Source organism: Nocardioides sp., assembly GCF_964229035.1.
GTDB lineage: Bacteria > Actinomycetota > Actinomycetes > Propionibacteriales > Nocardioidaceae > Nocardioides.
Genome location: NZ_CAXRAZ010000039.1, coordinates 1 through 13,565, shown reverse-complemented (window position 1 = coordinate 13,565; position 13,565 = coordinate 1). Strand labels below are relative to the sequence as shown.

Genomic DNA, 13,565 nt, shown 5'->3' with positions numbered 1-13,565 from the left:
CTCCCGCGGCTCAGACCGGCTCGGAGGTCCGTTCCTGGGTGGTCGAGGACGGTGCCTGCGGCGTCCACCCCGGAGGGCCGAAGAGGTAGCCGGCCCTCTCGCGCCACGAGCGGGCCGCGCGCACGTCGCGGCTGATCTGGGCGTAGTCGCCGTACTGGAGCTTGAAGATGTTGTAGGTGTCCTTCGGCTTGGTCAGGCCGTAGGTGGGGCGGTGGATCTCGGGCTGGAAGGTGCCGAAGAGCCGGTCCCAGACGATGAGCATCCCGCCGTAGTTCTTGTCGAGGTACTCGGGGTCCGAGCCGTGGTGCACGCGGTGGTGCGAGGGCGTGTTGAAGACGAACTCGATGGGCCGCGGCAGCTTGCCCACGGTCTCGGTGTGCACGAAGAACTGGAAGATCAGGTTGAAGCCGAACGCCACGTAGATCGTCCACGGGGAGAAGCCGAGCAGGGGCAGGGGCAGCCAGAAGAAGAACTCGAACCAGGGGTTCCACTTCTGACGCAGCGCGGTGCCGAAGTTCATGTACTCGCTGGAGTGGTGGGCCTGGTGGGCGGCCCAGCCGATGTTGACCCGGTGCACGAAGCGGTGCGCGCCGTAGAAGCCGAGGTCGACCCCGAGCAGCACCAGCGCCCAGTACCACCAGGTGTCGGTGGGCAGCTGCCAGGGCGCGAGGTGGGTGAAGGCGAGCATGTAGAGCACGAAGGAGCCGACCTTGAAGGCCAGGGTGAACACCAGGGAGATGGCGCCCATCGACAGGCTCGCGCGGGTGTCGCGGGCCTCGTAGCCGGTGGCGGGGCGCCCGTCGGGTTCGTCGTTGTCGAGCCACTTCAGGGCGGCGAGCTCGAGCAGGATGGTGAGCACGAAGAACGGGATCGCGTAGGTGATCGGGTTCTTCATCGGGTCGAGCAGGTCCTGCACAGCGCCTCCTGGGATATGACTCTCGGGTAAGTTACCACGGAGTCAATTGCTCCGCTAGGGTCATCGCATGGCTTCCTCGACCACGGCTCGGAGTGGCGCCGCGGGCGCGCGGGGCGGCACCAAGGGCGTCGCCCGCGGCGAGCGCGAGGAGCAGATCCTGGCGGTGGCCGGCGCGGTGTTCGGCGAGCAGGGCTACGCGGCCACCTCGGTGGCCGACATCGCCGCCCGCGCGGGCATCTCCAAGCCGCTCATCTACAACTACTTCGGCTCCAAGGACGGCCTCTTCGAGCGCGTGGTGGGGGAGGCCGCGGCGCTGATCGTCACCGAGATCGAGCGCTCGGCACGTCTCGGCGCCGTCGGCGTGGAGCGCGGCCTGGTGACCCTGGACGGCGTCTTCGGGGTGCTGGAGGGCCGTATCTGGACCTGGCAGGTGGTCAACGACCCCACCGCCCCCACCACCGGCTCGATCGCGACCGTCCAGGACGCCTGCCGGCGCCGGCTCGAGGAGCTCGCGGCCGAGGGGGTGGGCGAGCTGCTGCGCCTCGCCGGCGTCACCGACCCCCTCGACGTCGAGGCGATGACGGCCGTGTGGGGTCAGGTGTTCGCCACCCTCGTCACCTGGTGGACCCAGCACCCCGACGTCACCCGCGAGCAGATGACCGCCCGCTGCGTGCGGCTCTTCGACGCCGTCCTCGCCCGCTGACGCCGAGGTGGCGCCCCCGGTGCGCCGAGATGGGGCGTTTCGGTCGACGACGCGGCGATCGCCGCTCAGCGGTGCCCGACGATCGAGATGACCAGCGCGGCCGAGAGCAGGCCGCCGATGGCCACCAGGAACAGCAGCCCGCCGGTGAACCCGGGCGGTTGGGAGGTGGTGCGCATCGCGATCTCGGTGCGCATCCAGCGGTGCCAGCCCACGCCGATGCCGGCCGCACCCACGGCCAGCAGGCCGATCGCAAGCACCAGCCGCGCCGTCATCGAGAACTCCAGCGCAGGGGAACTCACCGCCACCGCGCCGGCCACGAGCGCCAGCGAGGTGCGCACCCACGCGAGGAAGGTGCGCTCGTTGGCGAGCGAGTCGCGGATATCGGGGTCGCCGCCCACGCCGTACACGCGGTGAGGACGACGGCGTGCCGGCGGCGTGGGGCCCGGGGCCGGGTCGGGGCGGTTCACGGCGCCTAGCATGCCGGTTGCCGCGGCCGGCACCGCCGGATCGGTCGTGGAACGCGCGGACGGGTTGCCCGGGCTGACCGCCCGCCGCGGCTAGGCTGAGGCGGCGTCGGGCCTGCCGCCCGCCCTCCCAGCCCCCGCACAGCACCCCAGGAGCACCAGACGTGGCAGCGATCGAAGCAGTCGGAGCCCGCGAGATCCTCGACTCGCGCGGCAACCCCCCCGTCGAGGTGGAGGTCCTCCTCGACGACGGCGCGTTCGCGCGCGCCGCGGTGCCCAGCGGAGCCTCCACCGGCGCCTTCGAGGCCGTCGAGCTGCGCGACGGCGGCGAGCGCTACCTCGGCAAGGGTGTCGAGAAGGCCGTCACGGCCGTCATCGAGCAGCTCGGGCCGGCCATCGAGGGTCTCGACGCCTCCGACCAGCGCCTCATCGACCAGGTGATGCTCGACCTCGACGCCACGCCCAACAAGGCCTCGGTGGGTGCCAACGCGATCCTCGGCGTCTCGCTCGCGGTGGCCCGTGCCGCCGCCGAGTCGGCCGACCTCCCGCTCTACCGCTACGTCGGCGGCCCCAACGCGCACCTGCTGCCCGTGCCGATGATGAACATCCTCAACGGCGGCGCGCACGCCGACACCAACGTCGACATCCAGGAGTTCATGATCGCGCCGATCGGCGCGTCGAGCTTCCGCGAGGCGCTGCGCGTCGGTGCCGAGGTCTACCACGCGCTGAAGTCGGTGCTGAAGGCCCGCGGCCTGGCCACCGGCGTCGGCGACGAGGGCGGCTTCGCTCCCGACCTGGAGTCGAACCGCGCCGCGCTCGACCTCATCGCCGAGGCGATCGAGAAGGCCGGCTACACGCTCGGCACCGACGTCGTCCTCGCACTCGACGTGGCCGCCTCGGAGTTCCACGCCGACGGCGCCTACACCTTCGAGGGCGCCTCGAAGAGCGCCGACGAGATGATCGACTACTACGCCGACCTCGTGGCCAACTACCCGATCGTCAGCATCGAGGACCCCCTCAACGAGGACGACTGGGACGGCTGGAAGGCCATCACCGACCGCCTCGGCGACAAGACCCAGCTCGTCGGCGACGACCTCTTCGTCACCAACGTGGAGCGGCTGCAGCGCGGCATCACCGGCGGCCAGGCCAACGCCCTGCTGGTCAAGGTCAACCAGATCGGCTCGCTCACCGAGACCCTCGACTCGGTCGACCTCGCCCACCGCAACGGCTTCCGCTGCATGATGAGCCACCGCTCCGGCGAGACCGAGGACACCACCATCGCCGACCTCGCGGTGGCCACGAACTGCGGCCAGATCAAGACCGGTGCCCCGGCCCGCTCCGAGCGCGTGGCCAAGTACAACCAGCTCCTGCGCATCGAGGACGAGCTCGGCGAGGCCGCGCGCTACGCCGGTGCCGCGGCCTTCCCGCGCTACCAGGGCTGAGCGGCAGCAGGAGCCCTCGCGCCATGGCCGAGCAGCGTCGTCCCGCCCGCAAGCCGGGCCGCCCCGCAGCGGGGCGGTCCGGTCCGGGCTACGCCGAGCGGCTCAAGGCGCAGCGCAAGCAGGGTGCGCGCGAGCGTGAGGCGGCGCTGGCCAAGGCACGCGCTGAGCACCGGCGCTCGGCGCGCCTGACCAGCCGGGCCGCCGTCCTCGTGCTCGTGCTGGCGGTGCTCGCGGTCTCCTACGCCTCCTCGCTGCGGGCCTACCTGCAGCAGCGCCAGAGCATCGCAGCGCTGGAGCAGCAGATCGGCCAGCGCAACGACGCCATCGCCGACCTCCAGCGCGAGAAGGCGCGCTGGCAGGATCCCTCCTACGTGCGCCAGCAGGCGCGCGAGCGCTTCGGCTACGTGCAGCGCGGCGAGACCCCCTTCGTGGCTGTGGACGGCGACGGCAACCCCCTCGACGCCTCGGTCGAGCTCAGCGACCCCAGCCGGGTCGAGGACCCCGACCGGCGCGAGTGGTTCCAGGAGGTGTGGGACTCGGTCAAGCTGGCCGGCGACCCGCCCACCCGCGTGCAGGTCCCTCGCCCTGAAATCGACCCCCCGAAGGAGGACCTCGCTCCGTGAGCTCCCACGACGACGTACCCGCCGTCGGACTCCCCGCCGACAGCTCGGACGCCGCCGTGGTGGCCCGGCAGTTGGGGCGTCTGCCGCGCGCGATCCACGCGGTGGGGCACCGCTGCCCGTGCGGCAACCCCGACGTGGTCACCACCGAGCCGCGCCTGCCCAACGGCACGCCGTTCCCGACCACGTACTACCTCACCTGCCCGCGGGTGAACTCCGCCATCGGCACGCTCGAGGCCTCCGGCGTCATGCGCGAGATGCAGGACCGCCTCGGGAGCGATCCCGACCTCGCCGCCCGTTACCGCGCGGCCCACGAGGCCTACCTCGCCGATCGCGCGGCGGTGGGTGCGGCGCACGGGCACGAGGTTCCCGAGATCGACGGCATCAGCGCCGGCGGCATGCCCGACCGCGTGAAGTGCCTGCACGTGCTCGCGGCGCACGCCCTCGCCGCCGGTCCGGGCGTCAACCCGCTCGGCGACGAGGTGCTCGAGATGCTCGGCGACTACTGGGCCAAGGGACCCTGCGCCAGTCTCGACGACCCCGAGCCGGCGGGCCGCCCCGACCTCGACGACCGGATCGGGCGCTGACGATGGGCACGACCCCGGTCGCCGCGATCGACTGCGGCACCAACACGATCAAGCTGCTCGTCGGCGACCTCGCGGGCGCTCCCGACGAGGTGCTGCGCACCAGCCGGATGGTGCGTCTCGGGCAGGGCGTCGACGCCACCGGCCGGCTCGCTCCCGAGGCGTTGGCGCGCACCTTCGCCGCCGTCGAGGAGTTCGCCGGTCTCATCGCCGCGGCCGGCGTACCTGTCGAGCGCGTCCGCTTCTGCGCCACCTCCGCCTCGCGCGATGCCGAGAACGCCGCCGAGTTCGTCGACGGCGTCCGCGCGCGGCTGGGCGTCGCGCCCGAGGTCCTGTCGGGCCGGGAGGAGGCTGCGTTGGCCTTCGACGGCGCTGTGCGCGGCCTGGCGGGCGTGGCCGACCTCGACGGGCGGGTGCTCGTCGTCGACGTCGGCGGCGGCTCCACCGAGCTGATCCTGGGCGAGGCCTCCACCGGCCCGATCGCCGCGCACTCGATGGACATCGGCTCGGTGCGCCTCCACGAGCGCCACGTGCGCACCGACCCGCCCAGCGCCGCCGAGATCGCCGCGATCACCGCCGACATCGACGCCGCGCTCGACGCGGCCACCCGCGAGGTCGATGCGTCGTCCGCCGACCGGCTGGTCGCCGTGGCCGGCACCCACACCACGCTCGCGGCGGGCATCCTCGGTCTCGAGGCCTTCGACCGCGAGCGCATCCACGGCGCCCGGCTGGCCGCCGCCGACGTCGAGACCCTCGTGCAGGGACTGCTCGCCATGACGGTGGCCGAGCGCCGCGCCCTGCCGTGGATGCACCCCGGACGCGCCGACGTGATCGACGCCGGCGCGCTGATCGCCGGCCGCGTGATCGCCCGCTCCCGCTGCAGCGCGATCACCGTCTCGGGCTCCGACATCCTCGACGGCATCGCCTGGTCCCTCCTGGCCCGCTGACCCCTCGCCGCCGCCGACGTGGCAGAGAGGGTGCGCCGACGCGGCGCCTGCTCCCGCCGAGGGAGCGCGCCGGGCCATCATGGCCCCGTGGACGACGACCGGCTGGCCCGCCTCGACGCCCGGGTGAGCCGGTGCCGCCGCTGCCCGCGCCTGGTCGCCTGGCGCGAGCAGGTGGCCCGCGAGCGCCGTGCAGCCTTCGCTGAGGAGGAGTACTGGGGGCGCCCGGTGCCCGGCTTCGGCGCCGCCGATGCCCGCATCCTGCTCGTCGGGCTGGCGCCCGCGGCTCACGGCGCCAACCGCACCGGCCGCATGTTCACCGGCGACCGCTCCGGCGACTGGCTCTTCGCCTCGCTGCACCGGGTGGGCCTCGCCGCACTGCCCACGAGCACGGCCGCGGACGACGGCCAGCACCTGTTCGGCGTCCGCATCACCGCGCCCGTGCACTGTGCGCCGCCCGCCAACCAGCCCACCCCCGAGGAGCGCGCCGCGTGCGCGCCGTGGCTCGACGCCGAGCTGCAGATCCTCGCGCCGACGCTCCGGGTGGTGGTGGCGCTGGGCGCCATCGGCTGGGCCGAAGCACTGGGCGCGCTGGGCCGCGCGGGGTGGCAGGTGCCCCGCCCGAGGCCGCGCTTCGCCCATGCCGCCGAGGTGCTGCTGGCGGCGCCTCCGCGCTCGCGCACCCGGCACGGCGTCGTCCTGCTGGGCTGCTACCACCCCAGCCAGCACAACACCTTCACCGGCCGCCTCACCCCGGAGATGACCGACGCGGTGCTGGGCCGGGCGCGCGCGGTGTCGGCGGCCGGGCTGGAATGATGCGTCCGTGACCAACGACCTCTACGCCGTCACGGTGCTCGGCCACGACCGCCCCGGCATCATCGCCGAGACCACCGCCGGTCTGGCCGGACTGGGCCTCAACATCGAGGACTCCACCATGACCCTCCTGCGGGGGCACTTCGCGATGATGCTGCTGTGCCGCGGTGCGGTCGGTGCCGCGGCGATCGAGGCCGCGCTGGCCCCCCTGGCCGGCGACGAGCTCGACGTGGCGGTGCGCCCGGTGCGCGCCGACGCCGGCGCGGCGTCGTCCGGCAGCGGATGGGTGCTCACGGTGCACGGCGGCGACCGTCCGGGCATCGTCTCCGAGGTCATCCGCGAGGTGGCAGCGGTGGGCGGCAACATCACCGACCTCACCACGCGACTCTCCGGCGAGCTCTACCTGCTCGTCGCCGAGATCGCCCTCCCCGCCGGCGTGGACGACGCAGAGCTGGCGAGCGGCATCGCGGCCGCGGCCCAGCGGGTCGGCGTCACCGCCAGCCTGCGTCCGGCCGACACCGACGAGCTGTGAGCGCGCAGGCGGTGAGCCCGGAGGGGTCCGCCCGCCTGGCGGCGTGGACCGAGGCGGAGCTGGGCGTCGAGGGCACGGTGCGCGACGTCGTCCGCGCGCCCGCGGGTGTGCTGTCGTCGCGCGGAGCCGACGTCGACCCCACGGCGCCGGAGATCGTACGGCTGGCCGCCGACCTCGTGGCCACGATGCGGGTCAGTCCCGGCTGCGTGGGGCTCGCGGCCAACCAGGTGGGGGAGGGCGTGCGCGTCTTCTGCGTCGACGTCACCGAGCACCCGAAGGCCCGCACCACCCACGGCACCTTCGTGCTGTGCAACGCCGAGGTGGTGGAGTCGAGCCGCAACGAGAAGGCGCGCGAGGGCTGCATGAGCGTGCCGGACTTCACCGGCGATGTGAAGCGCGCCTCCCGGGTGACCGTGCGCGGCTGGATCCCGGGCACCGGCGAGGAGGTGCTCGTGGCCACCGACGCGTTCGAGGCCCGTGCCCTCCAGCACGAGATCGACCACACCGACGGGCTGCTGTTCCTCGACCGCGTGGCGGGAGCGCACGCGATCTATCCGCGCCAGACCTACCTGTAGCCCCGAGCCGGCCGGCGCACCCGGCAGGACTGCTCGCCCCCGTATCCCAACGGCAGAGGAAGCCCTCTTAAAAAGGGTTCAGTCCGGGTTCGAATCCCGGCGGGGGCACGTGAACCAGTCGACGCACCACCACGACCACTCCGGCGACGCCGAGCCGACCCTCGCCGAGATGCGCGAGGCCCTCACGGCCGGCTTCGGGGACGCCCGCTACGCCGGCAGCGACCGCGTCTGGAGCGGGCGAGCGAACCAGCGCCTGGTGGAGCAGGTCGCCGACCTCACGCCCGGCACCGCGCTCGAGGTCGCCTGCGGCGAGGGCGCGGACGCCGTGTGGCTGGCCACCCAGGGCTGGCAGGTCACCGCCGTCGACGTCTCGGAGGTCGCGCTGGCCAAGGTCGCCGAGCACGCCGAGGAGGCCGGTGTCGGCGAGCGGTTGCGGCTCGGCTTCTACGACGCCCTCACCGACGAGCGGCCCGTGCCCCGCAAGCGCTTCGACCTCGTCACCGTCAGCTTCCTGCACGTGCCCGAGCCCGACTTCGCCCGCATCTACGCCGGGATCGCGTCGGCCGTGGCCGTCGGTGGGCGCCTGCTCGTGACCGCCCACCACCCCCACGACGTCGAGTCCGGCGTACGTCGTCCGCACGGCCCGGGCCTGCTCTTCGATCCCGCCCGCGTGCTCACCGCCCTCGGTGCGGACGACGCGCAGCCGGGGCCCTGGGAGGTCGAGGTGGCGGCGGTGCAGGAGCGCGAGCAGGTCGTGGGCGGCGAGGCGGTCGTCGTCCACGACACGGTGGTGCGCCTGCGGCGACGCGCCTGAGCCGATTCACGACAGTGATCTCCCCGGGCGGGAACCATTCACCTCGCCCCAGCGTTCTACCTGCAGAGGCCGCCTAGACTGGCGGCGATCACGACCAGGTCCGTCACCGTGACGGACCGGCCGACACGCACATGCTGCGGAGGAGACCATGCAGAGCAACAACCCGGTGTTCCGTCGAAATGAGGAGTTCAGCCGCTCCGGTGCCGCCGGCTACCAGGGCTTCGGCCAGCCCCAGTACGGCGGCTACGAGCCCGCCGGCTACGGCGAGCCCACCAAGGCTCCCGTCGGCCAGGGTCGGATGACGATCGACTCGGTGGTGCAGACGACTGCGATCACCCTCGGCGTCACGGTCCTCGCGGCCGCCGCCACCTGGGTCCTCACCCCCGACATCAACGACGAGAGCGCGCTCGCCCCGCTCGGCGCCGCGCTCCTGGTGGGCACGGGTGTCGCGTTCATCCTGTCGCTGGTCAACTCGTTCAAGCGGGTCGTCAGCCCGGCTCTGGTGCTGGCCTTCGCGGTGTTCGAAGGTGTCGCGCTCGGCGCCCTGAGCAAGCTGTTCGACGCCGTCTACGGTGCCGACAGCAGCTTCGGTGGCATCGTCATGCAAGCGATCGTCGGTACCTTCGCCGCCTTCGCCGGCACCCTGGCCGCCTACAAGTTCTTCGACATCAAGGTCGGCCAGAAGTTCCGCACGTTCGTCATCGCCGCGATGTTCGGCATGGTGGCGCTCAGCCTCCTGCAGCTCGTCATGAGCCTGTTCGGCGGTGACCTCGGCATCTACAACACCGGCACCACCGGCCTGCTCTTCGCCGTCGCCGGCCTCGTGCTCGGTGTGTTCATGCTGATCCTCGACTTCGACTTCATCGAGCAGGGCGTCGCCAACGGCCTGCCCGAGCGCGAGTCGTGGCGCGCGTCCTTCGGTCTGCTCGTCACCCTGGTCTGGATCTACACCAACCTGCTCCGCATCCTCGCGATCCTGCAGCAGGACTGATCCATCCCGGGCGACCGAGCGTCGTCCACCCGGCCCCGGCCCCGCCCTCACCGGCGGTGCCGGGGCCGTCGGCGTTCTCGGGCTGCGGTGGTCGCTGTGGTCTGCGGTTCACCAACGATTTTTGTCGGGTTTCACCCCGAAAAGCGACAAAAATGGTTGGTGAACCGCCCCCGGCGGCGACCACCGCGAGCAGCGAGCCCGGCGCAGTCAGCCGGCCGATCGGTGCCGCAACCAGCGCCGCCGGGTGTCGTCGTCCAGGGCGCGCCGGGCCGCCACCGTGGAGGTGTCGACCCACCATGACGGCTGCTCGAGGGTCCACTCCGCACGCGTGGACGACGATCGCCGGCCCGCCCGCCGGTAGGCCGAGCGCAGTCGCTGCTCGAACGCCCCGCGATCGCGCAGGTCCTCGGAGACCATCCGGACGACTTCGAGCCCGATATCGCGGCAGAGCTCCTCGGCGACGAGGTCGCGGCGGCGAACCTCCTCGCGGTCGTGGATGCGCCCGTCGTACTGGCCGACCACTCCGGCCTCGGCGTCGAACAGGTCCGGGGTCAGCAGGTGCCGGCCGAGACGGTCGAAGATCGGCGGGTTGCAGTGCAGCCGCGCCCGCGGGCGCTGCCGTCGCCACTGCATCAGCAGCGTGACCTCCTGGGGCGACCAGAGGTTCTCGTCGCTGTGCTCGAGCGCCTCGAGGAGTCGGCGGGTGTGGGGTCGGCCGCGGATCCGCTCGGCGTAGGCGGCCACGTCGTCCAAGGTGGCGAGATCGTCGGCGAGCGCCATGGAGATGACGCGCACGGTGTCGTCGAGTGAGCGCGCTCGCAGCGCGTCGACGCAGATCGAACGTTCCGGGCGGGTGATCGGGAGACCGTCGACGTCGATGATGTCGCCGTCGAAGAGCCAGTCGCGACGGACGACGACGCCCCGCGCCGCGGTCAGGTGCGTGGTGTCGCCCACCGCGATCGGCACCGGCAGCGCCTCGCGCGCAGCGTCGCGGCCCGAGAACCATCGCGCGCCCTGCCACCGCAGCGCCGCCCAGCCCGTGGCCCCGCAGCCGCGGGGCGCGCTCGCCACCGCCTCGACGATCCGCTGCAGATCCTCGGCACCGTCGGCCTCCGCCGGCACGAATCGCCCCGCAGACGACGTGCGCCACCGTCGTCCACGCGCCTGGCCTGGCGTCGGGCCGGTGAGCCCGCGCGGGTCGGCACGGACGGGCGCGACGACGCCCGGGCGCCGCAGGTGCAGATCCATGGCGGCGAGCATGCGTCGTCCGAAGCGAGCTCGAGGCGGCTCTCCACAGGGGTCGCCGCCCGTCTGCCACGCACCAACGATTTTCGTCGCATTCGGGCCGGAAACACGACAAAAATCGTTGGTAGACCGCTCACCGCGGCGACCACCGACAAGCAGGGGAGGCGGTCAGGCGGGGGTGGGTTCGGCGGCGGGTGAGTCGGGGGTGCCCGGTGCCTCGGGGGTCTCGTGGACGTCGGGTGCCTCGGCGGCGACGTCCTGGCGCTGGCGCCGGTGGCGCAGCTCGACCCAGAGGCCGCGCACGCCGGTGCGGCGTCCGGCGACCTCGGTGCCGTCGAGCTCGGTGCCCGGCTGGTCGACGGCCTGCAGCGCCGCGCGGATGACCGGCAGCACCCCCTCGCCGCGGAAGCTCTCGAGCACCGCCTCCTCCGGGGCCTGGTGGTCGAGCGCGGCGAGCACCGAGGGGATGAGGACGCCGGCGAGGGCCTGGTAGCCGTCGGCGGAGGGGTGGAACTGGTCGGGGCCGAAGAGCACGGCCGGGGCTGCGGCGAACTCCGGCCCGAGGACGTCGCCCAGCGAGACCGTGCGTCCGCCCTCCTCGATCACCGCGATGGTCTGTGCCGCCGCGAGGCGGCGCGACCAGGTGCGGGCGATCTGGCGCAGCGGGGGAGCGATGGGCTGCACGGTGCCGAGGTCGGGGCACGTGCCGACCACGACCTGGCAGCCGGCCGCGCGCAGGCGACGGACGCCCTCGGCGAGGTGGCGCACCGACTGCGAGGGCCGCACCGCGTGGGTGACGTCGTTGCCGCCGATGAGGATGACGCAGACCTCGGGGTCGATGAGCAGCGCCCGGTCGACCTGCGCGGCGAGGTCGGAGCTCTTCGCGCCGACGACGCAGAACTCCTTGAAGTACACGCGCCGATCGGCGTGCTCGGCCACCGCACTGGCGATGAGGGCGCCGGGGGTCTGTTCCACGCGGTCCACGCCGTAGCCGGCCGCGCTGGAGTCGCCCAGCAGCGCCACGCGCACCGCCGGGCCGGGGCGGCCGCGGCCGTACCAGCCGGTGGCGTCGGGCGGCGGCTCGTCGAGGGCGGGGCCGATCGTCTTGCGGGCCAGCTTCGCCTCGGCCGAGAGGACGCCGTACAGGCCGGCGCCGAGCGCGGAGAGCCCGCCGCCGCCGTAGAGCGCAGCGGCGGCCAGCTTGCGCGCTGCTCCGGCCTTGGTCACGCCGCCACCCTAGCGACGGCGGCGAAGCCGGGGAGGGCGTCTCCACCGGCCCACGGGCGTGGCGCCCGGCGCTGGCACGGATACGGTGAGGGCATGGAGTACGTCGAGTCCCTGCTGCAGCTGATCGGCAACACCCCGCTGGTCCGGCTGAACCGTTCGCTCGACCTCGCCGCCGACGGACCGTTGGTGCTGGCGAAGGTGGAGTACCTCAACCCCGGCGGGTCCGTGAAGGACCGCATCGCCACGCGCATGATCGAGGCCGCCGAGGCCTCGGGAGCCCTCAAGCCCGGCGGCACGATCGTGGAGCCCACCTCGGGCAACACCGGCGTCGGTCTGGCGATGGTGGCCCAGCAGCGCGGCTACAAGTGCGTGTTCGTGTGCCCCGACAAGGTGAGCGAGGACAAGCGCAACGTGCTGCGCGCCTACGGTGCCGAGGTCGTCGTGTGCCCCACGGCCGTGGCGCCCGAGCACCCTGACTCCTACTACAACGTCAGCGACCGCTTGGCCTCGCAGCCGGGCGCCTGGAAGCCCAACCAGTACGCCAACCCGCACAACCCCCGCTCGCACTACGAGGAGACCGGCCCCGAGATCTGGCGCCAGACCGAGGGCCGCATCACGCACTTCGTCGCCGGCGTCGGCACGGGCGGCACGATCTCCGGCATCGGGCGCTACCTCAAGGAGCAGAACCCCGACGTCCAGGTCGTGGGTGCCGACCCCGCGGGCTCGGTCTACTCCGGCGGCACCGGACGCCCCTATCTCGTCGAGGGCGTGGGCGAGGACTTCTGGCCCGAGACCTACGACCGCGACGTCGCCGACCGCATCATCGAGGTCTCCGACGCCGACTCCTTCTCCTTCACCCGTCGCCTGGCGCGCGAGGAGGCCATGCTGGTGGGCGGTTCGTCGGGCATGGCGGCCTACGCGGCCAAGCAGCTGGCCGCCGAGCTCGCGGCCGAGGGGCGCACCGACGCGGTGATCGTCGTCCTGCTGCCCGACTCGGGTCGCGGCTACCTGAGCAAGGTCTTCAACGACGACTGGCTGGCGCAGTACGGCTTCAGCACCGGCCAGGAGCAGCCGGCCCAGGCCGTGGGCCAGGTGCTGCGCGCCAAGACCGGTGAGCTGCCGGCGCTCGTGCACACCCACCCCAACGAGACCATCGCCGAGGCCATCCACATCCTGCAGGAGTACGACGTCTCGCAGATGCCCGTCGTGCGCGCCGAGCCGCCGATCGTCGCGGCCGAGGTGGCGGGCTCGGTGTCCGAGCGGGCCCTGCTCGACGCCCTGTTCACCGGCAAGGCCAAGCTCAACGATCCCGTCGAGCACCACATGTCGCCGTCGCTGCCCACCATCGGCTCCACCGAGGACGCCACCGCGGCCGTGCCGCTGCTCGAGTCGGCCGACGCGGTGCTGGTGCACGAGGACGGCAAGCCGGTCGGCGTCCTCACCCGCCACGACCTGCTGAGCTTCCTGGCACGTGGCTGATCGCACCGAACCCGGGGGCGGGGCGCAGCCGGTGCTGCCACCCGGCATCCGCCCCGCGACCGTGGACGACGTCCCGGCCCTGCTGGGGCTCATCCACGACCTGGCGGCCTACGAGCGCGAGCCCGACGCCGTCGAGACGACCGAGGCCGACCTGCGCCGCGAGCTCTTCGGCCCCGACCCGTCGGCCACCCCCCACGTCGCGGAGGCCGACCGCGC

General features: G+C 73.1%; 15 protein-coding genes, 1 tRNA gene and 1 pseudogene. 13 read left to right on the top strand and 4 right to left on the bottom strand.

Going from position 1 to position 13,565, the window contains the following annotated elements:
- Positions 1-10: 10 nt before the first annotated feature.
- Positions 11-916: a sterol desaturase family protein gene (locus ACERUN_RS12820; protein WP_370290385.1), complete on the bottom strand. Its 906-nt coding sequence runs from the start codon at positions 914-916 to the stop codon at positions 11-13.
- Between the two features lie 67 nt (positions 917-983).
- Between ACERUN_RS12820 and ACERUN_RS12815 the strand changes: the two genes are divergently transcribed.
- Entirely contained in the window at positions 984-1,619 is a 636-nt protein-coding gene (locus ACERUN_RS12815; RefSeq protein ID WP_370290384.1) for a TetR/AcrR family transcriptional regulator, read from the top strand.
- A 65-nt stretch (positions 1,620-1,684) separates the two neighbouring features.
- On the opposite strand, the gene ACERUN_RS12810 is transcribed toward ACERUN_RS12815, so the two are convergent.
- Positions 1,685-2,086, bottom strand: a complete 402-nt coding sequence (locus ACERUN_RS12810; RefSeq protein WP_370290383.1) for a YidH family protein — start codon at positions 2,084-2,086, stop codon at positions 1,685-1,687.
- 161 nt (positions 2,087-2,247) lie between these two features.
- On the opposite strand from ACERUN_RS12810, the gene eno reads away from it, so the two are divergent.
- The 10 genes from eno to ACERUN_RS12760 all read left to right on the top strand — a co-directional run bounded on the left by eno (position 2,248) and on the right by ACERUN_RS12760 (position 9,398).
- Positions 2,248-3,525 carry a phosphopyruvate hydratase gene (gene eno / locus ACERUN_RS12805; RefSeq protein ID WP_370290382.1) on the top strand — a complete coding sequence of 426 codons (1,278 nt, stop codon included), beginning with the start codon at positions 2,248-2,250 and terminating at the stop codon, positions 3,523-3,525.
- A gap of 23 nt (positions 3,526-3,548) precedes the next feature.
- Positions 3,549-4,148, top strand: coding sequence for a septum formation initiator family protein (locus ACERUN_RS12800; RefSeq protein WP_370290381.1), 600 nt, complete (start codon positions 3,549-3,551; stop codon positions 4,146-4,148).
- Positions 4,145-4,732 (top strand): DUF501 domain-containing protein, encoded by a 588-nt coding sequence (locus tag ACERUN_RS12795; RefSeq protein ID WP_370290380.1) that lies wholly within the window; start codon positions 4,145-4,147, stop codon positions 4,730-4,732. The genes ACERUN_RS12800 and ACERUN_RS12795 overlap by 4 nt, the downstream gene beginning before the upstream one ends.
- A 2-nt stretch (positions 4,733-4,734) precedes the next feature.
- The gene (locus ACERUN_RS12790) at positions 4,735-5,676 is read left to right on the top strand and encodes an exopolyphosphatase (RefSeq protein WP_370290379.1); all 942 of its coding nucleotides are present in this window, start codon (positions 4,735-4,737) and stop codon (positions 5,674-5,676) included.
- Between the two features lie 87 nt (positions 5,677-5,763).
- Positions 5,764-6,489: a uracil-DNA glycosylase gene (locus tag ACERUN_RS12785; RefSeq protein WP_370290378.1), complete on the top strand. Its 726-nt coding sequence runs from the start codon at positions 5,764-5,766 to the stop codon at positions 6,487-6,489.
- A gap of 7 nt (positions 6,490-6,496) precedes the next feature.
- Entirely contained in the window at positions 6,497-7,018 is a 522-nt protein-coding gene (locus ACERUN_RS12780; protein WP_370290377.1) for a glycine cleavage system protein R, read from the top strand.
- Positions 7,015-7,593: a peptide deformylase gene (locus ACERUN_RS12775; RefSeq protein WP_370290376.1), complete on the top strand. Its 579-nt coding sequence runs from the start codon at positions 7,015-7,017 to the stop codon at positions 7,591-7,593. Before ACERUN_RS12780 ends, ACERUN_RS12775 begins: the two co-directional genes overlap by 4 nt.
- A 35-nt stretch (positions 7,594-7,628) precedes the next feature.
- Positions 7,629-7,701: transfer RNA gene (locus ACERUN_RS12770), tRNA-Leu, on the top strand.
- 1 nt (position 7,702) lies between these two features.
- Positions 7,703-8,407: a class I SAM-dependent methyltransferase gene (locus ACERUN_RS12765; protein ID WP_370290375.1), complete on the top strand. Its 705-nt coding sequence runs from the start codon at positions 7,703-7,705 to the stop codon at positions 8,405-8,407.
- 148 nt (positions 8,408-8,555) lie between these two features.
- Complete coding sequence (locus tag ACERUN_RS12760) at positions 8,556-9,398, top strand: Bax inhibitor-1/YccA family protein (protein ID WP_370290374.1); 843 nt, start codon at positions 8,556-8,558, stop codon at positions 9,396-9,398.
- Between the two features lie 207 nt (positions 9,399-9,605).
- On the opposite strand, the gene ACERUN_RS12755 is transcribed toward ACERUN_RS12760, so the two are convergent.
- A complete protein-coding gene (locus ACERUN_RS12755) occupies positions 9,606-10,646 on the bottom strand; it encodes a hypothetical protein (RefSeq protein ID WP_370290373.1) in 1,041 nt (346 codons plus the stop codon).
- 165 nt (positions 10,647-10,811) lie between these two features.
- Positions 10,812-11,870, bottom strand: a complete 1,059-nt coding sequence (locus ACERUN_RS12750; protein WP_370290372.1) for an SGNH/GDSL hydrolase family protein — start codon at positions 11,868-11,870, stop codon at positions 10,812-10,814.
- 93 nt (positions 11,871-11,963) lie between these two features.
- On the opposite strand from ACERUN_RS12750, the gene ACERUN_RS12745 reads away from it, so the two are divergent.
- Complete coding sequence (locus tag ACERUN_RS12745; RefSeq protein ID WP_370290370.1) at positions 11,964-13,349, top strand: cystathionine beta-synthase; 1,386 nt, start codon at positions 11,964-11,966, stop codon at positions 13,347-13,349.
- Positions 13,342-13,565: pseudogene (locus tag ACERUN_RS12740) on the top strand (hypothetical protein); the annotation flags it as partial. The gene ACERUN_RS12745 and the pseudogene ACERUN_RS12740, both read left to right, overlap by 8 nt.